Here is a 22,531-nt window from a genome sequence, read left to right on the forward strand (position 1 = left end):
TCTCAGGGCTTCCGGTCCTCAAGGACGTATCCCATGCCGCGCACGGTATGCAACAACTTCTTCTCGAAAGCGTCGTCGATCTTGCCGCGCAACCGGCGCACCGCAACTTCGACCACGTTCGTATTGCTGTCGAAATTCATGTCCCACACCTGCGCTGCAAGCGCGGTACGGGAAAGGACCTGCCCTTGCCGGCGCAGCAGCAACGTCAGCAACGTGAACTCCTTGGCGGTCAGGTCGAGGCGCTGCCCGGATCGTGTCGCCTTGCGCCGAACCAGGTCGAGTTCGAGGTCCGCCAAACGGAGCACCGTTGAATCCTGGCTATCCGAGCGCAAGGCACCGCGCCGCAACAAGGCCTGCACGCGAGCGAGCAACTCGGACAGAGCAAACGGCTTCACCAGGTAATCGTCGGCACCCGCCTGCAGGCCTCTGACCCGATCCTCGACCTCGTCCCGCGCGGTCAGCATCAGGACGGGTACGTGTTTGCCCCGACGCAGTTCTTGCAAGACGGCATAGCCATCCAGCCCCGGAAGCATGACGTCGAGGAGGACGAGGTCGTAATGCCCTTCGGTCGCGAGATAGCGGCCATCCGTGCCGCTGTGCGCGACATCCACGATGTAATTGCTTTCGGTGAGCGCCCTGCGTAGGTATTCGGCGAGCTTGGGTTCGTCTTCCACAACCAGAATCTTCATGCAGCGATTATCGCGGAGATGCCGAAACCATCACATTACGAAATCGTAATCTGGCAGTTCGCGATTCGACGAGGATGGACCCTTAAAGTCCGCGACGTGTTCGGTGCAAGGCGATGCCAAGCGGCTTATGCCGAACGCCACCTCTCACGTTGAACGAAGGAGTCTCGTCATGTCGAAAACCCGCACCACTGCCCTTTTTTCGCTTCTTGCTGCCGTCCTTGTCGTTCCTGCGGCTGCGCAAGCCAGCTCGCTGTGGCATCCCGCTCCCGGCGAGCAGGGGTTCACGTTCCATCCGGATCACTCCACGAGCACGAAAACCCGCGCCGAGGTGTTGCGCGAGCTCGAACAGGCAAAGGCCGATGGCAGCTATTTCTACCTGCAGCGTGGCCTCGCGGTGCCCTCGCGTGCTTCCGGACCCGGCAAGACCCGTGCAGAAGTCCTCAAGGAGCTGGTCGACATGACCCCGACAGAGCGCGCGTACATGAATGAACTGTACAGTGGCTCCTGAAGCCACCTATCGGCGCGAGACGTCGGGCCGTCCAGGCGTTTCGCCCAGCAGGTTCTCGTAAAGCGCCGTTTGGTCTGCCCATTGGTACCGTCGCTGTCGACGATAGCAAATCCTTATTGATAGAATCCGCGCCATGCGTCGTTGGCTTGCGATTTTCCTCTTGATCCTGCTGCCTGCCCAACTGAGTTGGGCGGCGGTGGGCGATTACTGCGCGCACGAATCCGGTGCCGCAGCCAATCATTTTGGTCATCACGCGCATCGTCACACCGAAGATGCAAAAGGCAAGGAAAAAGGGGGCTTGACGAAGGGCGCACACACAGACTGCGCATCGTGCCAGGTGGTGGGCTCTTCAGCAGTAACGAGTGAGTCCAGCGCGCTATTCACACAGCATCAGGCATCCCTCCCCATCGGCGTCACACCTGGGTGCTCACTTGCGGAGCATCCCGCAGAGCCCGAACGCCCTAAATGGGCCCGCCCAGCCTGATCGGCAGGGCGGTCGCCTTCATTCCCTCTTGATGTTCCTACCGCTTTGAGCGGTAGCGTCACGCGTCCATTGCGATCGGTCCGATCGCCCTCTGCCGATTCCCCGTGTCTTTACATCAACGGAGAATTGGATGTTTCAGCAACTTCGTCTCAAATGGCTGCCTGGGCTAATGCTCGGCCTTGCCGTCAATGGTGCCTGGGCGCAGCAGCCCGCCCCCCCGGCTCCAAGTACCGCCCTATCCCTCAAGCACGCTTTCGAGGCAGCATGGGCACGCCAGCCTGAAGCGCTGTCGCTCACGACTCAACAGGAAGCGGCGCAAGCGCGCCGCGACAGTGCCGACAGTTGGTTTGTCGAACCGCCCGCCCTAGAGGTAGCCGGAAAAACCGATCAGTTGGACAGCAATCGCGGGAGCCGTGAGTACGAGGTCGGCATCGCGGTTCCGATCTGGCTGTCGGGCGAACGTTCGAGCACTGCAGCCCTCGCCACTGCCGAAATAGCTGCCACGGCGAGCCGGGCTCGCGGCGCGCAGTTGCGTACCGCTGCAGCGGTACGCACAGCATATTGGGATTGGCAACGCGCGCGCGTAGATGTGACGCTGGCGAGGGCGGGTCTCGAGAACGCCCGCGAACTGGCCGCCGACGTGGCCAAGCGCATCAAGGCGGGTGATCTGGCGCGCGCAGATCAGCATCAGGCCGACGGTGTGCAAGCTACAGCTGAAGCCGCCGTCGCCGAGGCAGAAAGCGCCCTTGCAGATGCTGCACAGCAGTTGCGCACGCTCACTGGAATCGGGCCAGAACGCTCATCCGGCGGGGTGTCTGCGCCGGAGCCCGTCCCGTCCGCTGCGACACCGACACAGATTCTTGAGACGGCGCACCCTGCAGTGGCCGAGCTGCGTGATCGGGTCGACGTTGCGCGGCGCACGATGACCCTTGCCAGCGTTCAGGGCCGCGCGAATCCGGAGTTGAGTGTCACGACCACCCGCGAACGCGGCGCATCGGGTGAATCCTGGGAACAGACAGTCACGCTGGGCTTGCGCATTCCGCTTGGTTCCGGTTCGCGCAGCCGGTCCCGCGTTGCAAGCGCCAATGCAGAGGCCATCGAGGCCGAGGCGCAACTCCAGATCGAACTCGAACGTCTGCTGGCCGAAACAGAGATGGCGCACCAGCGCGTCGAATTGAGACGGCAGCAGGTCGCCGCTGCTGAACGGCGCTCCGACCTCGCACAGGCGTCACGCGGCTTCTTCGAGAAGGCGTTCCGCCTCGGTGAGGCCGATCTGCCGACCCGTCTGCGCATCGAATTCGAGGCGGCCGAGGCCGAACGCGAGCGCGCGCGCGCGCGTATTGATCTGGCAGCCGCCATCTCGGCCCAGCGCCAAGCGTTGGGCCTGCTTCCCGAATGAATAACAGGATCCCCAAAATGAAATCCACTCATACCCTCGCGGCATGGAGCCTCGCTGCCGTGCTTGCCGGGCTTGCCCCGCAAACGCTGGCCGGTGACGGACACGACCATGGAGAAGCGCCCGCGACCACAGCGGGCCCGGCATTGCCGCGATTTACCGCCGTCTCGGAACTCTTCGAGCTGGTCGGCGTAGTGAATGGCAAGAACGTCACCGTCTATCTTGACCACTTCGCTGACAACAGTCCGGTCAAGGACGCAAAGGTCGATCTGGAACTCGATGGGAAGGCCGTTGCGCTCTCGCCCCATGCCGACGGTGAGTTCGAGGCCACGCTCGAGGAGACGCTCAAGCCGGGTGTCGTCTCTGTCACGGCAACGGTGATTGCCGGTCAGGACGCCGATTTGCTCGCTGGTGAGCTCGACTTGCATGAGACCGCCGCCGAGGCGCACGAAGAGGTTGCCGAATTGGACATGAAACCCTACGCAATTGGGGCAGGCGCGGGGGGGCTTGTGCTAGGCCTCATCGGCTGGGTTGTGCTTCGCAAGGGGAATTCGCGTAATCGCTCGACTGGAGGTGCCGCATGAAGCTGAGCGTACTGTTTGCTGCGCTGGCGCTGGTATCGGCCAGTGCCTCGTGGAATGCCTTTGCTGGCGAAGGCCATGATCATGGCGATGAAGGTCCGGTTGTGGCAGGAGGCAATGGGCCACAACGGCAAGCCGATGGCAGTGTCTTTCTGCCCAAGCCGGCACAACGCCAGATCGGTGTTCGCACGTTGGTTACGGAAGCCGGCGAATTGCCGCGTACCACCGCGCTGGCCGGCAAGGTGGTCATGGACCCGAATGCCGGCGGAAAGGTGCAGGCCATGGTGGCTGGGCGCCTGGAGGCGGGCCCGCAGGGGTTGCCAAGCGTCGGTCAGGCCGTGAAGAAGGGGGACGTGCTGGCTTACGTCAGTCCTTCGACGGACCAGATCGAGCGGTCTAACCAGATGGCGCAATTGGCCGAGCTGCACGCGGCCAGGGCCCTTGTGGAAAAGCGCCTTGCGCGTCTGAAGGAACTCGCCGACACGGTACCGCGCAAGGAGATCGAGGCGGCCGAAAGCGAGCTTGCCAGCCTGAGGGCTAGATCGAAAGCGATCGGTGGTGGCCTCAATGCCCGTGATGTCCTGACCGCACCTGTCAGCGGTGTGATCGCATCGACTAACGCCGTGTCAGGCCAAGTGGTCGATGCGCGCGAGCTCGTGTTCGAGATCGTCGACCCGAAGCGGCTGCGTGTCGAGGCGCTCTCCTATGATCCAGAAATAGCGGCGGATGTCGCCTCTGCAAGTCTTGCGGTCGGCGACCAGCGGATCCCGCTCACCTTCATCGGCGCCGCCCGCAGCCTGCGCGAGCAGGCCTTGCCGCTCACCTTTGCAGCCGAAGGTGAAGCGCTGGCCTTTCTTGCCGTGGGGCAGCCGGTCGAGGTCTTCGTCCAGTCGCGCAGCACGCAGCAGGGTGTAAGCGTTCCCGCAGCATCGGTGCTGAAGAATTCGGCAAACCAAACCATCGTCTGGGTAAAGACGGCGCCCGAACGTTTCGAGTCCCGGACCGTCACGATCGCGCCGCTGGACGGTGTGAATATTGCGGTGACGTCCGGCCTCGAAGCCGGCGAGCGGGTCGCCTCCCGTGCCGCCACGCTGATCAACCAGATCCGCTGACGGGGAGTCTATCCGATGTTCAAGTGGCTACTCGACAACAGCCTTGGTAACCGGCTGCTGGTGATTATCGCCAGCCTGGTACTGATGGCCTATGGGGCGTTCACGCTTTCGCGAACACCCGTGGACGTATTTCCGGATCTCAACAAGCCGACGGTCACGATCATGACCGAAGCCGGTGGCATGGCGGCGGAGGAGGTCGAGCAACTCATCACCTTTCCGCTCGAGACCACCATGAATGGTTTGCCCGGCGTGGAGTCAGTGCGCTCTACCTCGAGCTCGGGGCTGTCCTTCATCTACGTGACCTTCGACTGGAGTACCGAGATTTTCCGCGCCCGGCAGATGGTGTCGGAACGCCTCTCAGCCATGGAGGAAGGGTTGCCTGAAGACGTGATTCCGCGCATGGGGCCGATCAGCTCGGTCATGGGCGAGATCATGCAGATCGCGATCCCGATCGACACGGCGAAGATCTCGCCGATGCAGGTCCGAGAGTATGCGGACTGGGTTCTTCGTCCGCGCCTGATGGCGATCCCCGGCATCGCGCAAGTCATCCCGATTGGCGGGGAGGTGCGGCAGTTCCAGGTTCAGCCCGACACCCGCCGTATGGCTGAGCTCGGTGTTTCGTTGGAGCAGTTGGAAGGGGCGATTCGAGGCTTCTCGTCGAACACCTCGGGGGGCTTTCTCGAACTGAACGGGCGCGAATATCTCATCCGCCATCTCGGTCGGACCTCGAGCCTGGAGGATCTGAAGAACCTCGCGATCACTGCGCGTGATGGCCAGCCGATCCTGCTGCGTCAGATCGCATCCGTGACCTTCGCAGCGGCGCCCAAACGGGGGGATGCGGGCTTCGAGGGCAAGCCGGCCGTCATCCTCGGCATTCAGAAGCAGCCTACGGCGGACACCATTCACCTGACTCGCTCGATCGAAACCGCGCTCGAAGAGATGAAGATATCGCTCCCGGCCGGGATGGATGCGCCGGAGGTGACCTTCCGGCAGGCGACTTTCATCGAGGCATCGATCAGCACGCTCAAGGGTAAGCTGATTGGTGCATCGGTGTTCGTTGCGGCAATCCTCTTCTTTTTTCTCGGCACCCTGCGCCCGACGATCATCGCGCTCACCGCGATTCCGGTGTCCATCTTCATGACGGCGTTGGTCTTCAAGTATTTCGGGCAGTCGATCAACACGATGACCCTTGGTGGTCTCGCGATTGCGATTGGCGGCTTGGTCGACGATGCGGTTGTGGGCGTAGAGAACGTGCTGCGCCGATTGAAGGAGGACCGCGCAAAGCATCACGACCATCGGCTTCACCCGATCGAACTCGTGGCGCGCGCAACGATGGAAGTGCGCTCGGCCATCCTTTACGCGACGATCATCATCGTGCTGGTGTTCTTGCCGCTGTTCGCGCTGCCTGGCATGGAGGGGCGGCTGTTCGTGCCGCTCGGCGTGGCGTTCATCGTCTCCACGCTCGCCTCGTTGGTCGTCTCGGTGACCGTGACGCCGGTGCTGTCCTTTTACCTGCTTCCCCGGATGAAGTCCCTCGATCACGGTGACACGCGCTTGCTCGCCTGGCTCAAGGCACGTTATCGCGGGGCGTTGCAGGGGGTGCTCGAGCACCCCAGGGCGGCCGTCACAGCGGGTGCGGTTGCGGTGGCAATTGCTGCCGCTGCGGTACCGTTCTTCCCCACGACCTTTCTGCCGCCGTTCAACGAAGGCACCTTGCTGATCGGCATGCGGCTCAACCCGGGCGTTACCCTGGCGGAGTCGACCGTGCTCGCGCAGCAAGCGGAAGTGCTCGTGAAACAGGTTCCCGAAGTGACGCACGTCGGGCGCCGAAGCGGGCGGGCCGAGCTTGATGAGCATGCGGAAGGTGTCCACGTCAGCGAGCTCGATGTGGGGCTGAAACCCGCCGGTGAGCTGAGCCGCTCAATGGGTGAGATCACCGCAGACATCCGGTCGCGACTGGTCAATCTGCCAGCTGCGATCGCGATCGGGCAACCGATCTCACATCGCATCGACCACATGCTGTCGGGCGTGCGCTCGCAGATTGCGATCAAGATCTTCGGCGAGGATCTCGACACCCTGCGCGGTCAGGCTGACGTATTGCGAACGCGGCTTGCCGCCATTCCGGGGCTCGCCGACCTGGAGATCGAGAAGCAAGTGCTCGCGCCGCAGATCAAGGTGCGGATCGACTATGCGGCCGCTGCCCGTTACGGGGTGCCGGCACCGCAGATTCTGGCCGCGCTGCAAAACCTCGTCGAGGGCGAGAAGGTCACCCAGATCGTCGAGGGTGGTCGACGGTTCGCATTGGTCGTTCGCCTACCGGAAACGGCGCGCTCGGTCGACGGGCTGGCTCAGATCCTGATCGAAACGCCGACCGGACATGTGCCCTTGTCGAAGCTGGCGTCGATCGAGGATGGTGACGGTCCGAACCAAGTGAGCCGGGACGACGGTAAGCGCCGCATCGTGCTCTCGGCCAATGCGCAGCAGCGTCCGCTATCGGAGGTCGTCGAGGACATCCGCGCCGTCGTGGCCGACCTTAAGTTGCCCGAGGGCTACTTCATCACCCTCGGCGGGCAGTTCCAAGCTCAGGAAGAGGCATCCCGTTTGGTCGGGTTGCTTTCGATCGTCTCACTCGTGCTGATGTTCGTCGTGCTCTACAGCCGCTACAAGTCGGTTCGACTCTCGGCGCTCATCATGGCGAACATTCCGCTCGCACTGGTCGGGGCGGTGATTGGACTGTGGATCTCCGGTCAACCGTTGTCGGTGGCGGCACTCGTCGGCTTCATCACGCTTGCAGGTATTTCGGTGCGAAACGGCATCCTCAAGGTGAGTCATTACCTCAACCTGATGCGTATCGAGGGCGAGAGCTTCGACCACACGATGATCCTGCGGGGCTCGATCGAGCGCCTGTCGCCGGTGCTGATGACCGCACTGGTAACCGCGTTTGCGCTTGCACCGCTGCTGTTCGAGGCCGAGCGCCCGGGTACCGAGATTCTGCATCCGGTGGCCGTGGTGATCTTCTCGGGCCTCATCAGTTCGACCCTGCTGGATACCTTCCTTACCCCTGCAATGTTCTGGCTCTTCGGCCGCCGCGATGCAGAGAGTCTGCTCGACGATCGAAACGCCGAAGCATTCTGACGCTGCTTAACCCGCCTCATGCAAACCAGAAAGGAAAAACCATGAAGTTCTCAAAAGTCGTCGCCCTCGCTGCTCTCGTGTCTGTGGGCCCCACCTTTGCAGCCGACGAGCATGACCATGCTCACGAGCATGAATCCATGCATGGAGGTGTGGTGGTCGAGGTCAAGGATCTCGATCTCGAACTCGTTGCCAAGTCCGAGGTGATCCAGTTGCACCTTCGCGATCACGGCAAGCCTGTTGATGTGGCAAACGGCAGTGCCAAGCTCACGCTGCTGTCTGGCGCAAACAAGCAAGATGTCGAACTCAAGCCTGCAGGTGATCGACTCGAAGCCAAGGGTAGCTTCAAGGTCGGCGCCGGCACCAAGCTGGTCGCGGTTGTCACCCTTCCGGGCAAGCCTTCCACCACGGCACGCTTCACACTGAAGTGACTCCGCCCGACCGCCTGCGGCAACTGCGCGCAGGCGGTCACCTCAGGCGCTCGTCGGTAGCAAGATGAAAGCACTGTTGTGAGCTAACCAGCGGCCTGCCCCGCAGATGTTGTTCGCGGCGCAGAAGGCTCAGCGGTTCTGCACGCTTGCACTATGATGCAACTATGCATCTCATCACCGTCAAACCCGAACAAGTCTTCCAGGCCTTGGCCGACCGCACCCGCATTCGCATCATGCGTCTGCTCGTAGACACTGGCGAAGAGATCTGTCTGTGCGAATTCGTGGACAGCCTCCAAGAGCTGCAATACAAGCTCTCTCGCCACCTGAAAACGCTGCGTCAGGCTGGCCTTCTGACCACCATCAAGGATGGCCGCTGGCTCTACCATCGGCTGGTAACCGGCTCGCCGACGATGGGGCCCCTGTCCGATCTGATTCGCTCGGTACCCGATGAAGATGATGTCTTCTCGGGTGATCTTGCACGATTCCGCGCGCGCATCTGCTTGCGCGAAGACGGCCGTTGCCGGGTGGGCATCCAGACTTCTGACTTAGCGACGGGGGCCAGCTGAACATCAATCGCCGATGCGCGCCGTTTCCCCCCGCTGCCCGTCCCCGGGCGCAATCCCCAGTGGTCATCGGTCCGTCGCAACAAGACGGTCATGGCCTCCACTTGTGACGTAGGAGAATCGAGATGAAGAACACGATCTTGGCAGCCGCGTTGTCCGCCGTTGTACTTTCGTCCATGCCCGCCCTCGCCCAGCCGGCGCCTGGTGCCCAAGCGAACCTCGAGCCGCCCAACGTGCAGGAGTTCGACAAGCGGATGGCGCAGGTGCAGGAGAACATGAAAAAGATGCAAGAGCAGATGGACAAGATCAACCAGACTCAGGATCCCCAGGCGCGGCAAAAACTACTCCAGGAGCACTGGACCACGATGCAGAACAACATGCAGCTGATGCACGGCATGTGGGGGCCGGGCGGCGGCATGGGCTGCTGCATGGGCGGCCCGGGGATGGGACCCGGAATGACGATGGGCCCAATGATGGGATGGGGCCATATGGGCGGCTACTACTCGAAGCTTACGCCCGAGCAACAAAGGCAGCGCCAGTACATGATGGATCAATACATGCCGATGCAGCAGATGATGATGGACCACATGATGCGACACCAGCAGTACATGTGGATGAGGTGAGCGGTGTTTGCGGTCGCCAGAGCGCCCCGAGAAGCAACAATGATACTTTCAGGGAGAGGCGGCCGGTTGCAGCGCAATGATGGCCATGCCGACCAGCGCGACGCCGGCGCCCGCGACATCCCAGCGGGTCAGCGCAACGCCATCCACGACGCGAAGCCACACCAACGCGACCGCGATGTACATGCCGCCGTAAGCGGCATAGGTTCGCCCGGCTGCAGTCGGATGCAGTGTCAGCAGCCAGGCGAAGGCGGCGAGCGACAGCGCTGCGGGCACGAGCAACCATGCACTCCGGCCCTGCTTCAACACGAGCCAGGGCAGATAGCAGCCGACGATCTCGGCCACGGCCGTCAAGGCGAACAGGCCGGCGAGCTTGAACAAACCGATCACGGCTGCACTTTCCCCACTTCCTCCGCTACCAGGCGTGCCAACTGCTCGGGACCGAAGCTGGGCAGGCTGCGTCCGTTGACGAAGAAGGTTGGCGTCTTGCTGACCTGCAACGCGGTCAGATCCTCGATGTCCTGCGCGAGCACGGCCTGGATCTCGGGTGTTTCCATGTCCTGCCGGGCGCGGCCCATGTCCAGGCCGGCGCGGGCAGCTGCTTCGAAGGCGATGCCGATGTTGGGCGCCGCGTGGTCGGCCCACTCGGGCTGTGCGGCCAGCAGCGCCTCGAGCACCGGGGTATAGAGTCCCTGCTTGCGCGCAGCCTCGATCAGTTTCACCACCTGGTCCGAGCCGTGATGGAAGGGTGCATAGCGCAGCGCAAGCCGGACCTTGTCCGGATGCTGGGCCATGATCTGCTTGACGATCGGATAGAAGGCGCGGCAGGTCTCGCAGGCGGGGTCGAAGAACTCGACGATGGTGACCGGCGCGTTCTGCGGCCCGATGATCGGGGTATGCATCCGCACGAGGCGGCCTCTTTCCACCGCGACGCGCGTGTCCTGCTCGGCCTGCGTGCGATCACGGTAGGCATCCATGCCGAAGTAGAACGCCACGCCGAGGATCAGCAACACGGCGAGAGCGAGCAGTTTTCGTGTGTTCATTTACGGGTCCTTATCAGATAAATCGTCAGGGCGGCGGCGATGGCGAGGAAGGCCGCCAGCGATAGCCAGGGAATCTGGGTGTCGCCAAGGATGACCAGGGCCTGCTGGCTGCACGAGGGGCCGGTGCCGCACGGCACCCACCACTGTGGCACCCAGCCGGCGATCAGCGCGCTGTGATAGGCGGCCAGCGCGAGACCAGCGAGCGCGAATGGCAGCGCATACACCGCACCGCGCCGGTCCTCGGCGAACACGGCCATGCCCAGAATGAGGGCGAGCGGGAACATGGCGATCCGCTGGTACCAGCACAGCACGCAGGGCGTCATGCCCATCACTTCACCGATGAAGAGCGCGCCCAGCGTGGATACCAGAGCCACGGCCCAGGCGGCCATCAGCCACCACCATTGGGTTCGTTTGTCGTGCATCGAGTCGATCTCGAGGGTTGGTTCCCAGGCTTCGGGAGGGGCGGACGCCACAGGCAGTGCCCGGACGTCCGCAATGGAGCACACCGCCGCTACCGTGCGGCGCGCACTCGAAGAAGAGGGGAAGACAGGGGTGGGCTGCCGCTCAGGCAGCGAGGCGCCACTTGGGGCGTTCAGGCTCGGTGACCAGCGCAGACGCGTTGAAGTCCCGCCCGGCGTCGACGAGGACATGGCCCAGTCCTGTCAATGGCAGACGACCCGCATCGAGCAGTGCAGCGCTCGCAAGGATCTGGCAGAAACCGCAGTCGGCGTGAAGCTGCCCTTTCATCCCTTCATCGCCTTCATCCACCTGACAGGTATGTGGATGGTGGTCGCCGTGGCTGGTCGCGAAACCGGCCGATTCCAAGCAGTACGCCTCCAGGCCCGCCGACGCGAACTGAAGCGGAACGAGCAGCAGGAAGAAAATGGCAAGCCAACGGTGCATGGGCGACGATTTTAACCCCAGCCCGTTGGCTGACGGCGCATATCGCGACCATGAACGTACCGGCGCGCTGGCACCCCACATTGTGGTCACTCCGCCACCGAACCGCAGATCATTGCGCATGCTCATCGTGGCACACACAGACATCCCCCCGCGTCGGCGCCTCGAGCTCATGCAGGATGCCGCATTGCGCCGCACGATCGGGGGCACCGCACTGGCTGCGCAGGGCGACGAGTTGGCGCTCGAGCATTTGCAGGGTGTCGAGACGCGCGCGGACACGGGTGAGTTGGGAGTCGATCAACGCGTCGACCTCAGCACAGTCGGTTGTGGGGTCGTCCACGAAGCGCAGCAGTTGCGCGACGTCGACCAAGGCAATGTCCAGTGCCCGGCAGTGGCGGATGAACGCGAGGCGCTCAAGGTGCCCACCCGCGTAGGCCCGATATCCATTGGGGCTGCGGGAAGGCGCCGGGAGCAGACCGATCCGTTCGTAGTAGCGGATGGTTTCGACCTCGACGTGCGCGGCCTTGGCCAATTCACCGATCTTCATCGCCTGCATCTCCTCATTGCGGCCGCCCAACAGCTTAACCGCTTGACCCTGTAGTGGCTACAGGGTGTGTGATGCACCCCTCGCCCACGTTAAGGAGAAAACCATGGCCGGCTGTTGTTCCCACTCCACCTGCGATGCCAGCGCAGCGAGCCCGCGCTTCCGCCTGGCACTGTGGATTGCATTGATCGTGAATGCGGCGATGTTCCTGGTCGAATTCGTCGCCGGCCTTGCAGTCGGTTCGGTCGCCCTGTGGGCCGACGCCCTCGATTTCGCAGGAGATGCCGCCAACTATGCGCTGTCGCTGACGGTGCTGTCGTGGGGATTGATATGGCGGGCACGCGCGGCCTTGCTCAAGGGCGTGGCGATGGTGCTTTTCGGCGCCGTTGTAATGGCACGCGCCCTGTGGGCCTTCCAGCACGGCGTGACGCCTGAGCCGATCACGATGGGCGTGGTCGGCATGCTCGCACTGCTCGCCAACGCAGGGGTGGCGATGCTGTTGTATCGCTTTCGCTCGGGCGACGCGAACATGCGTTCGGTGTGGCTGTGCAGCCGCAACGATGCGATCGGCAATCTCGCGGTGATTCTGGCGGCAGCAGGCGTCTTCGGTACCGGAAGCGCATTGCCGGACCTTGTCGTTGCACTGGTGATGTCCGGGCTCGCGCTGTGGTCGGGGCTTGTCATCGTCGCTCACGCTCGGCGCGACATCGGCGACGCACGACAAGTACATCAGAAGGGATGAGAACAGCGGAGCGACGTGCTTGAGGCAATGACAGGTTTCGAGGCCCAGCGGCCATCAGGATGGCAGGATTGTGGAGAGGAGGACGGGCAGCTGATGGCCGTTATGATCAGCTATCCATAACGGCCAGTGGACTAAACCGCTCGCGCGGTAGGGGTGTGCTGAACCGCTCGTGACGAGCATCGAAGTTCGTGGTTTCCATCGGCAGCAGGCTTGCCATGTTGGGAGATGAGGCAATCGGCCTCGTCTTCGACAGGAGCAAGCCATGGATACCCCAACTCGTCCCGTCAGCCCCTTGCGCCAGCGCATGCTCGACGACATGCGGATGCGCAAGCTCACCCCCAAGACGCAGAGTGCGTACATCCGCGCGGTGTGCCGGTTCACGCGCTATCTGGGGCGCGCGCCCGATACCGCCACGGTGGAGGACCTGCGCAACTACCAGTTGCACCTGGTCGATACCGGCACCTCGCCGATGTCGCTCAACGCCGCCATCAGCGGGCTGAAGTTCTTCTTCGATATCACGCTTCAACGCGGCGAGTTGATGGCACGAATGCAGCCGGTCCGGCTGCCGCAGCGCTTGCCGGTGGTGCTCAGCCGCGAGGAGGTCGCGCGCCTGATCGCCGCCTGCAACAATCTCAAGCACCAGACGGCGCTGTCGCTCGCCTACGCGACCGGACTGCGAGCGAGCGAAGTGGTCTCGCTCAAGGTCAGCGACGTCGACAGCGGGCGCATGACCCTGCGGGTCGAGCAAGGCAAAGGCCGCAAGGATCGCTACGCGATGCTCTCGCCCCTGCTGCTGGAGCGGTTGCGCGTGTGGTGGCGGGTCGCCCGGGCGCAGGGCAAAATGCTCGATGGCGGCTGGTTGTTCCCGGGCCTCAACCCGATCGAGTCGCTGAGCCCGCGCCAACTCAATCGCGCTGTTCAGGCCGCCGCCCTGGCGGCCGGCATCGACAAGCGGGTGTCGATGCACACGCTTCGCCACTGCTTCGCGACCCACCTGCTCGAGCAGAAGGTCGACATCCGCATCATCCAGGCGCTGCTCGGCCACAAGAAACTCGACACCACGGTGATCTACACGCAGGTCGCCACCGACCTGCTGCGCGAGGTCGTCAGTCCGCTGGAGATGCTGCAGCCGGCGTAGGCGCATCGTGGTCCGCTCCGCACTGGAGGTCGCGGACATCTTCCGCGCCTTCGGGCCGGCGTGGCGTCTCGCCCAGCACGGTCACCTGAGCCTCGGGCAGTTGAAGGTCATGTCGGCCATCGAACAGTGCCGCACTGCGGCGCTGGGCGGGCATGTGCTGCGCTGTGAGGCCTGCGAGCAGATCGACATCAGCTACAACTCGTGCCGCAACCGGCACTGCCCGAAGTGTCAGGCGCGGGCTGCCCAGCGTTGGCTCGAGGCCCGGCAGGCGGACCTGCTGCCGGTTGAGTATTACCACGTGGTCTTCACGCTGCCGGCGCCGATCAGCGCACTGGCCTACACCAACAAAGCGTTGGTCTATCGGCTGCTGTTCGAGGTCGCCGCCGAGACGCTGCTCACCATCGCCGCCGATCCGAAGCACCTCGGCGCGACGATCGGCGCCACGCTCGTGCTGCACACGTGGGGCTCGGCGATGACGCACCACCCGCACGTACACGGCATCGTCCCCGGGGGCGGCCTGTCGGCCGACGGCCAGCGCTGGATCGCCTGCCGGCGTGGCTTCTTCTTGCCGGTCCGTGTGCTCTCGCGGCTGTTCCGGCGGCGTTTCCTGGAAGAGCTGGCGAAGGCGCATCAGGCCGGCGTGATGCGCTTCTTCGGCGAGTTCGCCCCGCTGGCACAAATGGCCGCGTTCCTGCGCTGGCTCGCGCCGCTGCGCACGAGCGAATGGGTCGTCTATGCCAAGCGGCCCTTCGCCGGCCCCGAGGCGGTGCTCGCCTACCTGTCGCGCTACACCCATCGGGTGGCGATCTCGAACCGTCGCCTGGTCTCCCTCGACGGGGGCAGCGTCTCCTTCCGCTGGAAGGACTATCGCGCCGAGGGGCGCACCCGCCACAAGACGATGACGCTCACCGCCGGGGAGTTCATGCGCCGTTTCCTGCTGCACGTGCTGCCGTGCGGCTTCCACCGCATCCGGCACTACGGACTGCTCGCCAACGCGGGACGGCGGCAGCACCTGGCACGTGCGCGGGAACTGCTTGGCGCAACGCCTCCAGACGAGCCATGCACCATCGCCTCGGCGCCGGAAGCCACCGCGCTGTCGACCACGCCCACCACCGGCTTCGTGTGTCGCTGCTGTGGATCGGTGATGCGCGTGATCGAAACCTTTGCTCGGGGTGCGACGATCCGCGCGCCACCACTCCGTGGGGTGACCTCATGACCGGGCATCGCTTCCGCGCCCGCAGCCTTCCGCCAGCACCCGTTCGGACGGGCCTGGTCAAGACCCGCTGCGCCCGCCACTGGCATTCACATCACAAGCCGCGCCGCGCGGACCTCGCCCGCGCAACCGAGGGCGGGCAACGCCTTCACGCAACACGCGGCGCCTGGCGCGTAAGCGGTAACCGAGCGGCGTTCTTGCCTACTTCGAGCGCGGGTGGAGATCGGATCGAAGCGGATTGGCCGCGAAGTGTTGCTTCCACAGCCTTGGGGTGAGTTGCGCGACATCGGCGGCAGGGTGCTGGCCGACGCGCTGGAGCACATCGACCAGATAGGCATAGGGGTCGATGTCGTGCAGGCGACAGGTGGCGATCAGGCTCTGCGCGATCCCCACGTATTTCGCGCCGACCTCGGTCCAGCAGAAGAGCCAGTTGCGGCGGCCCATCGGCACTACGCGTAGCGCCCGCTCGAGGTGGTTGGTGTCGATCGGCACCTCGGGGTCGGCGAGGTAGACCTCGAGGGCGGCCCGGCGCTCACGCACGTAGGCCAGGGCAGTGGTCAGCGGTGAGCTCGGCAGTAGCCCCTGGGATTCGAATTGGGCGCCGACCCAGTCGAAGAACCGGTCGACCATCGGCTTGGCCTGGGCGAGCCGGTATGCGCGGCGTGCCTCGCCGATGAGTTGTGCCTCACGGATGTGCTGCTCTACCGCGTAGAGCTGGCCGATCATCTCCAATGCCTGCGTCGCCCGTTCGGGCTCGATCGACTGGGCCTCGAAGAATTTTCTTCTCGAGTGCGCCCAGCATTGCGCGCGCGTGAGCCCGCATTTTTGTGCGTAACGTTCGTAGGCCGCGTAGCCGTCGGTGAGCAGCACCGCCCCCTCGGGCGGTGGGTCGGTCCCCAGGGTCTGCGCAATGTGTTTGCCACTACGCCCCTCGTGATAGGCGAAGCAGATTTCGTCGCGCTCGCCATACACCGGCCAGAAGTAGCCGCCCTTCATCTTCCCCGGGCCGGCGCGCCCGGCCTTGATCGGGGTCTCGTCCATCGCCTTGATGCGACTTGCGCGGATCGAGTCGAACTGGGCCGTAAAGACCGGCTCGAGCAGCGCGAGCGCCGCGTGGGTGAGCTGCGTGAGCCACGGGCGCGAGACCCGGATGCCGTTGTCCCCGAGCCGCTGATGCTGGCGGTACAGCGGCTGGTGGTAGCAGAACTTGTCGGTGATGAGCCCGGCGATGAAGCTCACGTCGGCGCGGCTACCGTCGATCACCCCGGCGGGGGCCGCCGGGCAGTGGATCGTCTGCGTGTCGCGGCGCTTGATGACCGGGCGCACGTACTTGAGGATCACGTAGCTGCCCGGGCGCTGCGCCAGGCGGTGGCTGACCTTCTCGCCGATCACCTCGAACTGCTCGGCGGTGAGGCCCTCGATCTCGGGGTTGGCGAGCGTGATGGTCTCGACCGGGACGCGCGTCTCGTCGAAGAACAGCGCCGATTCGTCCTTGCTCTGGGCGAAGTCGGTGTGCGAGGCACGACGGGTGTGTCCGGCTACGCTCTTGCCTGGGGAGACGGGCTGCGTGTCGGGGATCGGCAACTCACCCAGATGCATCTGCGTCGGGTCGGGTGAAACCACGCGCTTCTCGCTCTTCTGGCCGAAGAGCTGGCGGCGGAACCACTCGAGCTGATGCTTGAGCGCCGCAAACTCGAGGCGCATCGCATCCATGTCGCGCTGCAAGGCGACGTTCGCCTGCGCCAGTCCGACGATCTGCTCGGGCGCCCACTGGGCGGCCTCGGCAAGGGTCGGAACGGGGGTGCAGTGCGGTGCGGACATGGCACAGATTTTACCGCAGAGCCCAGCATTCATGCGGGCTGCACGGCGTTTGTAGGTAATCTGAAACGGCGCTTGTAGCGGACCGGCTCGATGCCTTCGAGCAAGAGCTTGAGCCCGGTCCAGTCCATCTGACGCGTGCTGACGTGCGCCCAGTTCGACACGAAACGACCCTGCTCGAGGCGCTTGGCCCACACGCAGAATCCGGTGCGGTCCCAGTACAGCACCTTCATCTGCGTGCCGCGCCGGTTGATGAACACGAACAGCTCGCCCGACAGCGGATCGCAGCCGAGCGCCTGGCGTGTGAGCGCGTACAGGCCGTCGAAGGATTTGCGCATGTCGACCGGGCGGCCATAGACATGGACCCGGACTGCGCCTTCGGGGAAGAACATCAGCCGCGCGACAGGTGAAGGATCACGCCGTCGCCCAGATCGAGCCGCAGTTCGAGGCGACCGGTGCCTCCGAGTTTGAGCGTGCCGGCGTCGACGAAGCCGGTGGGCTCCATCACCGGCGCGGCGGGCTGCGTACTCGGTTCGCCCAGCAGGCGACGCCAGCGCCGGAAAGTCGACTCGCTGAGTCCCTCACGGGCGCAGAACGGCTCGATCCCCAGGCCGCTCGCGGCAAACCGCGCAAAGACGGTTTCCCACTCCTGGCGGCTACGCCGCCGCCACTTGTTGTTGGTCGCTGTCGCCCTGGTCACTGCCGGCTCCTCCCTGATGAATGTGGGAGGGATTGTTCCGCGTGGGCGCGGGCGGGCAAAGAACGCCGCTCAGTGACCGGTTACCCTGGCGCAGCACCACGCACATCGCGTACCTGCGCGATTGGGCGGCGCTCAAATGCCCATAACGCCGAGCCCCGACTGAACAGCCTCGCCTCGTTTCGCGGTTTCCTCCCCCGGGCTTTGTCCAACGCCTGCCCACAGGCACGGGTCGAACCTTCATCGGCACGGGGAAGGGGCAGGCGTCGAACAAAGCTGAACATCACCTGCCGCTCAGTAATCGGCAAGACCTGTCACTGGAGCGGATTCTCCACTCCGGAAGCTGCCGGACTGCGTACGGAAGCGACTCGGCCTCAGCTGCCGGTGGCTTGATGGCGCAGTCAGGCAGCAATGTGCTGGTCACCTGCCGTTCGAGCGTCAGGCGACGGTGAACGGCGGCTTCTCCATTCTGCCAACTGGAACTACCGACCCAAACCAGCCGTCGGGCACTTTGTGGTGCGAACGGCAAGTAACCGAGTGAAGCCGTCACCTCGCATGACATGTTGGGCGACGTGAAATTGGTGCTTCGTTTAATCAATGTGAGTGCCGATGGTGGATGTCTGGAAAGTGCGGGTGCTTGTGGACCAGCCCCTCGTGGCGGTGCCAATGCTCATGTGGCTCGTCACTGTTCCAGGCGAAGTCGTGTTCGTGCTGGTGGTGTTCGTCATGGGTGTGCCGATGGCCATGCTCCATCGGCTCATGCGTGTGCTCGTGCTCGTGGTGCTCGGTGAGGTGTAGCCACACCCCCCAGCCCATCAGGGCTGCCGCAATCCAGAATGCGCTCGAGGTCGACTCGCCGAGCAGGACCAGCGACACGGCCGCACCGATGAAGGGCGCGGTCGAGAAGTAGGCGCCGGTACGCGCCGTGCCCAGTCCGCGCAGCGCAAGCACAAAGAGCACCAGGCTGATGCCATAGCCGAACAACCCGACGACCATGGTGCCGAGCAGGACCGCGCCGTCCGGCAGGCTCGCGCCGAGCGCAAACGCCAGCCCGACGTTGACCGTGCCCGCCACTGCACCCTTCGTGGCCGCGATGAAGAGCGCATCCGATGCCGACACGCGCCGCGTCAGGTTGTTGTCGATTGCCCAGCACAGACAGCCAGCGGCGATGGCTAGCGGACCGATCCAATCGTTCGCGCCCTCTTCACCACCCGACCAGGACAGCACGACACCTCCGGCCACGATCGCGAGCATGCCGAGCACGATGCGGCGGTCGGTGTTCTCCCTGAACACGACCCACGCAATTGCGGCGGTCAGTACCGCTTCAAGGTTGAGCAGCAGCGACGCGGTCGCGGCACTTGTGCGCGTGAGACCGAACATCAGCGCGAGGGGGCCGAGCACGCCGCCGAAGAAGATCGCCCCCAGCAGCCACCGCCATTCCCCCTCGGCCAGGCCGGAGGGCGTCCAGCTGCGATCGCGGATCAGACGCGACGCAGCCAGCCCGAGCCCGCTGCCAAGGTAGAGCAAGCCGGCCAGCAACCACGGCGACATCTCGCCGACCAGCAGCTTGGCGAACGGGGTGCTCGCGCCGAACAAGGCCGCCGCGAGCAACGCATGGATCACGTAGATGTTGTTCATTGCCCTTGCCAGACCGGTGTGGCCAGAATGATCGGAAGCGCCCCCACCCCGGCGGGATGGGGGCGCTGCGCTTACAGCACGCGCTCGATTTTGGTGTAATCGCCTTGGGTCTTGAGCGTGACCGTGACGTCGAAGCCGGAGCGGTTCCGCCAGAACCAGCCGTGCTTGCCATCGAACGCGGCAACCAGGTCGCCCTGGTTGCCGAGCTCGTTACGCCCCTTGCCGTAGCCGTGATAGAAGTTTTTCGGCGCGTCATAGGGGTCGCCATGGGTGTCGAAGTTCACCGGGCCACCGGCGCTCGCCCACTCATAGCGGACACGGCTGTCCTTGTTCATCGTCAGTTTGACCTCGGCGCCCTGACCGGGTTTGAGCGTCACGGTCACCGTGTCTTGTCGTCCGGCGACAGGCTCGGGCGCGACCGCTGCGGGCGGCAGTGCGGCGACCGCGACGGGCGCCGGTGCCGGGACAGGCGCCGCTTCGGCACGAACCGTAGGGGCGACGGCTACGGGCTGTGCGGGCGCCGTTTCCGTAGCAACGCGCTCTTCTGCGCGGGCCTCAGCCGCCAGCGACATCTTGATTTCGCCCATCGGTGTCAGACCGAGTGCGCGGCCGATGCCCGTGGGGTCGATGCCGTACTCGGCGGGCAGCACGGTGGTGACGAGCAGTCCGCCGGCGATCAGGGCAGCGAGGGCGGTCGAGCGCAGCAGCTTGCCGGTGGTCGGCAGGTCGGCGCGTTTGGGAAGGTCGGTGTTGTACATGGTGGATGACTCCAGGAATCTCAGGATACGAACAGGCCGGTGAGCTGATAGCCGATCAGCATGAACCCGGCGCACATCATGGCGACGTTGGCGGTATAGGCGTGCTGGAAGAAGCCGGCGGTACGACGCCAGAAGCCCATCGCGATCAGGATTGCGCCGAGCGCGAGCAACTGGCCGATCTCCACCCCGACGTTGAACGCCAGCAGGTTGGGCAATAGGCCATCGCGGGCGATCTCGAACTCCTGGATCTTGGCCGCCAGGCCGAAGCCGTGGAACAGGCCGAAGACCAGGGTCGCCACTTTGGTGTTCGGCTGCACGCCGAACCAGCGCTGGAAGGCGCCGAGGTTGTCGAGCGCCTTGTAGACGACCGACAGGCCGATGATCGCGTCGATCAGGTAGGCATTGACGTTCACCCCGGCGTAGACGCCGTACAGCATGGTGACCGAGTGCCCGATCGCGAACAGGCTGACGTAGAGCGCGATGTCCTTGAGCTTGTAGAGGAAGAAGATCACCCCGGCGAGGAACAGCAGATGGTCGTAACCGGTGACCATGTGCTTGGCGCCAAGGTAGGTGAAGGGCAGCAGGTGCGTGCCCGAGATCTCCTGGATGTAGCCCTTGTCGCCCTCGGCCACGCCATGAGCGTGCGCGAAAGCGGTCAGGAGCAGGTAGAGCAGTACGCCTGTGAAAGCATGCAGCAGCGGCCCGGAGCGTGGCAGCACGGCTGCCCGCCCCCGGCTGGGGAAGGAATGCGTCATGAGAGTCTTCCGATGAAGTTTGCTGGGTGAGTCCGGCGCTTCACGCGCGCGGAACTCGACAGGTCAAACGATCAGGAGACGTTTTGGCGGGCGCTCGAGCAGGGCGCAGGGCGCGGGATAGGCGGGTCGACGCTCGTCGGCGAGCCACTGATCGGACAACGGTGGGATACCCATCGCGTGCGTGGGCGGCACATTCGGCTTGTCGTGACTGTGATCGGCCGGGTTGTGCCCGTGTTGGTGGGGGCCGCCCTCGTCCTCGAAGTCATCATGGCGATGTCCATGATCGTCCTGACCTGTGTCTGCATCGGCAAACGCCTGCGCGTGCGTGCTTGCACGCAAGGGGTCGTGAGACAGCGAGATCGCGCTCGAGAACGCGAACAGCGCATGCGACAGCATCAGCAGCCCGATCACCCCCCTCACCAGCATGCGGGCGATCTTTCGCGAGAAGACGGACGAGGAGGCAAACACGGTCATGTCGGGTCGGTTTCGCGAGGGCTGGGCGCCTTCGGCGATCCGTCGGCCGTTTTATACAGGAGTCCGGCTTGTTGCGGGAAATTCCCAACGATTGGATACGTCAGGGCCGTGGCGAGAATTGCCCCTCCCACGCGTGGACGCAACTCCGTTGCCGCACCAAGGTTGGGGGCGAGGCAAGGAGAGCAGCAGGCGGGAGTGTGGCTCGGATGGCCGTTATCCCGATGCTGATGCGGTTTGCGAGGTCGCCGCAGAGCTTTCTAATAGCTAGAACAGAACGTTGTCGTTCAAACATCAAACAACACTCATCAGCTTGGGAAGGTTGGTTTTGAGCTATCTCGCACGTTTCGTGAGCCTGCCCAAGTCATCAACCGGCTGCATGCGCGTCTGCCGTTCGGTCAAGGCCTTGGGCTGACGAAACCCGGCTCGCCAACCCTGACCGTATCCTTTCATTCTCATGACTTAAACGTAATTGCCGGGTCACCGACCTGTCAGTAGTCGGCTCCTATGATGGGGTCCATGGTTACTCAAACAAGAGCAGCCAATCTGGACAACTGAACAAGGAGCCAATCATGAAAAGGTCGATCATCGCCGTTCTCGCCGTCTCGGCGATCAGCACCCTTGGATCTTCGGCCGCTTTCGCACAGACCGAACGTGAGATGGCCGCGTATGGCTACACCAGCAACGCCACCCCCTCACGCACCATTACCGTCAATGCGAGCACTCGCCATATCAACGTGACTCGCCTGGAGACCGTTGCACTGAAGGTCGGTGACAACAAGACGGTCACATGGACCTTCGACACCTTGGGAAAGAACAGCTTTCCGCTTTCGAAGATCGTCCCGGGGGCGGATCAGGTGACGGTTTATCTCGAAGAAAGCCCTCTGTACAGCGGTTCCTGATAGCGCCAACGTCCCATAGGGACCGAGGCAGGTAAGGCATCGGGCAATCTTCAAATGGAGGCGACCGATGCGATTCTTAGTTGGTATTTCCAGCAGTTCATTCAAGGAGAGGAGCATGTTGAAGAAAGCATTGATGATCGCAGCACTTGTTGCTGCCACCACGTCGGCCTTCGCAGTTGATGCCGGGACGGTCGAGAAGTCCATTCCCCTGAAAGATGGTTCGACTGTCTACATATTCAAGGACGGGAAAATGGGGATGGAGGACAAGCTGGGACGTGCGGTGAGGATGAAGCAAGGCGAGGTCATGGAGACCAAGGATGGTCAGAAGATCATGATGCACGGCGACGAGGTCATGCGCCTCGACAGCGTTCTCCACAAGGATCACCGTAACTAAAG

General features: G+C 63.8%; 26 protein-coding genes. 13 read left to right on the forward strand and 13 right to left on the reverse strand.

Going from position 1 to position 22,531, the window contains the following annotated elements; translation table 11 throughout:
* Positions 1 to 2: 2 nt before the first annotated feature.
* Entirely contained in the window at positions 3 to 689 is a 687-nt protein-coding gene (locus PO78_RS03275; RefSeq protein WP_004367300.1) for a heavy metal response regulator transcription factor, read from the reverse strand.
* 169 nt (positions 690 to 858) lie between these two features.
* On the opposite strand from PO78_RS03275, the gene PO78_RS03280 reads away from it, so the two are divergent.
* The 8 genes from PO78_RS03280 (at position 859) to PO78_RS03315 (ending at position 9,519) form a co-directional block, all read left to right on the forward strand.
* Positions 859 to 1,197, forward strand: a complete 339-nt coding sequence (locus tag PO78_RS03280) for a DUF4148 domain-containing protein (protein ID WP_004248732.1) — start codon at positions 859 to 861, stop codon at positions 1,195 to 1,197.
* A gap of 614 nt (positions 1,198 to 1,811) precedes the next feature.
* Positions 1,812 to 3,080 carry a TolC family protein gene (locus PO78_RS03285; RefSeq protein ID WP_039921668.1) on the forward strand — a complete coding sequence of 423 codons (1,269 nt, stop codon included), beginning with the start codon at positions 1,812 to 1,814 and terminating at the stop codon, positions 3,078 to 3,080.
* A gap of 17 nt (positions 3,081 to 3,097) precedes the next feature.
* The gene (locus PO78_RS03290; RefSeq protein ID WP_004299261.1) at positions 3,098 to 3,661 is read left to right on the forward strand and encodes a hypothetical protein; all 564 of its coding nucleotides are present in this window, start codon (positions 3,098 to 3,100) and stop codon (positions 3,659 to 3,661) included.
* On the forward strand, positions 3,658 to 4,770 hold the full coding sequence (locus PO78_RS03295) for an efflux RND transporter periplasmic adaptor subunit (protein ID WP_002924861.1): 1,113 nt from the start codon (positions 3,658 to 3,660) through the stop codon (positions 4,768 to 4,770). Before PO78_RS03290 ends, PO78_RS03295 begins: the two co-directional genes overlap by 4 nt.
* 15 nt (positions 4,771 to 4,785) lie before the next feature.
* Positions 4,786 to 7,905, forward strand: coding sequence for an efflux RND transporter permease subunit (locus tag PO78_RS03300; protein WP_021249915.1), 3,120 nt, complete (start codon positions 4,786 to 4,788; stop codon positions 7,903 to 7,905).
* 41 nt (positions 7,906 to 7,946) lie between these two features.
* Complete coding sequence (locus PO78_RS03305) at positions 7,947 to 8,333, forward strand: hypothetical protein (RefSeq protein ID WP_043741990.1); 387 nt, start codon at positions 7,947 to 7,949, stop codon at positions 8,331 to 8,333.
* Positions 8,334 to 8,497: 164 nt separating this feature from the next.
* Positions 8,498 to 8,899, forward strand: coding sequence for an ArsR/SmtB family transcription factor (locus PO78_RS03310; protein ID WP_043741992.1), 402 nt, complete (start codon positions 8,498 to 8,500; stop codon positions 8,897 to 8,899).
* A gap of 122 nt (positions 8,900 to 9,021) precedes the next feature.
* The gene (locus tag PO78_RS03315) at positions 9,022 to 9,519 is read left to right on the forward strand and encodes a hypothetical protein (RefSeq protein ID WP_043741996.1); all 498 of its coding nucleotides are present in this window, start codon (positions 9,022 to 9,024) and stop codon (positions 9,517 to 9,519) included.
* 48 nt (positions 9,520 to 9,567) lie between these two features.
* On the opposite strand, the gene PO78_RS03320 is transcribed toward PO78_RS03315, so the two are convergent.
* The 5 genes from PO78_RS03320 to cadR all read right to left on the reverse strand — a co-directional run bounded on the left by PO78_RS03320 (position 9,568) and on the right by cadR (position 12,006).
* A complete protein-coding gene (locus PO78_RS03320; RefSeq protein ID WP_197068721.1) occupies positions 9,568 to 9,906 on the reverse strand; it encodes a YnfA family protein in 339 nt (112 codons plus the stop codon).
* Positions 9,903 to 10,559, reverse strand: a complete 657-nt coding sequence (locus PO78_RS03325) for a DsbA family protein (RefSeq protein ID WP_043741999.1) — start codon at positions 10,557 to 10,559, stop codon at positions 9,903 to 9,905. The genes PO78_RS03320 and PO78_RS03325 overlap by 4 nt, the downstream gene beginning before the upstream one ends.
* Positions 10,556 to 10,981, reverse strand: coding sequence for a disulfide bond formation protein B (locus tag PO78_RS03330; protein WP_174377416.1), 426 nt, complete (start codon positions 10,979 to 10,981; stop codon positions 10,556 to 10,558). Before PO78_RS03330 ends, PO78_RS03325 begins: the two co-directional genes overlap by 4 nt.
* Before the next feature lie 142 nt (positions 10,982 to 11,123).
* Positions 11,124 to 11,582, reverse strand: coding sequence for a hypothetical protein (locus tag PO78_RS03335; protein ID WP_231570603.1), 459 nt, complete (start codon positions 11,580 to 11,582; stop codon positions 11,124 to 11,126).
* Complete coding sequence (gene cadR / locus PO78_RS03340) at positions 11,572 to 12,006, reverse strand: Cd(II)/Pb(II)-responsive transcriptional regulator (protein ID WP_002924844.1); 435 nt, start codon at positions 12,004 to 12,006, stop codon at positions 11,572 to 11,574. The genes PO78_RS03335 and cadR overlap by 11 nt, the downstream gene beginning before the upstream one ends.
* Positions 12,007 to 12,109: 103 nt before the next feature.
* On the opposite strand from cadR, the gene PO78_RS03345 reads away from it, so the two are divergent.
* The 3 genes from PO78_RS03345 (at position 12,110) to PO78_RS03355 (ending at position 15,099) form a co-directional block, all read left to right on the forward strand.
* On the forward strand, positions 12,110 to 12,745 hold the full coding sequence (locus PO78_RS03345) for a cation transporter (RefSeq protein WP_021249909.1): 636 nt from the start codon (positions 12,110 to 12,112) through the stop codon (positions 12,743 to 12,745).
* A gap of 262 nt (positions 12,746 to 13,007) precedes the next feature.
* On the forward strand, positions 13,008 to 13,883 hold the full coding sequence (locus tag PO78_RS03350) for a tyrosine-type recombinase/integrase (RefSeq protein ID WP_043742001.1): 876 nt from the start codon (positions 13,008 to 13,010) through the stop codon (positions 13,881 to 13,883).
* A gap of 7 nt (positions 13,884 to 13,890) precedes the next feature.
* The gene (locus PO78_RS03355; protein ID WP_043742003.1) at positions 13,891 to 15,099 is read left to right on the forward strand and encodes an IS91 family transposase; all 1,209 of its coding nucleotides are present in this window, start codon (positions 13,891 to 13,893) and stop codon (positions 15,097 to 15,099) included.
* 198 nt (positions 15,100 to 15,297) lie between these two features.
* Here the strand turns inward: PO78_RS03355 and tnpC are convergent, their stop codons facing one another.
* The 7 genes from tnpC to PO78_RS03390 form a co-directional block, all read right to left on the reverse strand.
* On the reverse strand, positions 15,298 to 16,917 hold the full coding sequence (gene tnpC / locus PO78_RS03360; RefSeq protein WP_043742004.1) for an IS66 family transposase: 1,620 nt from the start codon (positions 16,915 to 16,917) through the stop codon (positions 15,298 to 15,300).
* 29 nt (positions 16,918 to 16,946) lie between these two features.
* Positions 16,947 to 17,306: an IS66 family insertion sequence element accessory protein TnpB gene (gene tnpB, locus PO78_RS03365; protein ID WP_043742005.1), complete on the reverse strand. Its 360-nt coding sequence runs from the start codon at positions 17,304 to 17,306 to the stop codon at positions 16,947 to 16,949.
* A complete protein-coding gene (gene tnpA / locus PO78_RS03370; RefSeq protein ID WP_043742008.1) occupies positions 17,306 to 17,614 on the reverse strand; it encodes an IS66 family insertion sequence element accessory protein TnpA in 309 nt (102 codons plus the stop codon). The genes tnpB and tnpA overlap by 1 nt, the downstream gene beginning before the upstream one ends.
* Before the next feature lie 591 nt (positions 17,615 to 18,205).
* The gene (locus tag PO78_RS03375) at positions 18,206 to 19,249 is read right to left on the reverse strand and encodes a DMT family transporter (protein ID WP_043742009.1); all 1,044 of its coding nucleotides are present in this window, start codon (positions 19,247 to 19,249) and stop codon (positions 18,206 to 18,208) included.
* Between the two features lie 71 nt (positions 19,250 to 19,320).
* The gene (locus PO78_RS03380) at positions 19,321 to 20,007 is read right to left on the reverse strand and encodes a hypothetical protein (protein WP_043742012.1); all 687 of its coding nucleotides are present in this window, start codon (positions 20,005 to 20,007) and stop codon (positions 19,321 to 19,323) included.
* A gap of 20 nt (positions 20,008 to 20,027) precedes the next feature.
* Positions 20,028 to 20,762 carry a HupE/UreJ family protein gene (locus tag PO78_RS03385; protein ID WP_043742014.1) on the reverse strand — a complete coding sequence of 245 codons (735 nt, stop codon included), beginning with the start codon at positions 20,760 to 20,762 and terminating at the stop codon, positions 20,028 to 20,030.
* Between the two features lie 63 nt (positions 20,763 to 20,825).
* The gene (locus tag PO78_RS03390) at positions 20,826 to 21,236 is read right to left on the reverse strand and encodes a hypothetical protein (RefSeq protein WP_043742015.1); all 411 of its coding nucleotides are present in this window, start codon (positions 21,234 to 21,236) and stop codon (positions 20,826 to 20,828) included.
* Between the two features lie 569 nt (positions 21,237 to 21,805).
* On the opposite strand from PO78_RS03390, the gene PO78_RS03395 reads away from it, so the two are divergent.
* Both PO78_RS03395 and copK read left to right on the forward strand, forming a co-directional pair.
* Positions 21,806 to 22,135, forward strand: coding sequence for a CzcE family metal-binding protein (locus PO78_RS03395; protein ID WP_043742016.1), 330 nt, complete (start codon positions 21,806 to 21,808; stop codon positions 22,133 to 22,135).
* Between the two features lie 115 nt (positions 22,136 to 22,250).
* Positions 22,251 to 22,529 carry a periplasmic Cu(I)/Cu(II)-binding protein CopK gene (gene copK, locus PO78_RS03400; RefSeq protein WP_043742157.1) on the forward strand — a complete coding sequence of 93 codons (279 nt, stop codon included), beginning with the start codon at positions 22,251 to 22,253 and terminating at the stop codon, positions 22,527 to 22,529.
* Positions 22,530 to 22,531: the final 2 nt, after the last annotated feature.

This window comes from Thauera sp. SWB20, from assembly GCF_000831325.1.
GTDB classification, from domain to species: Bacteria; Pseudomonadota; Gammaproteobacteria; order Burkholderiales; family Rhodocyclaceae; genus Thauera; species Thauera aminoaromatica.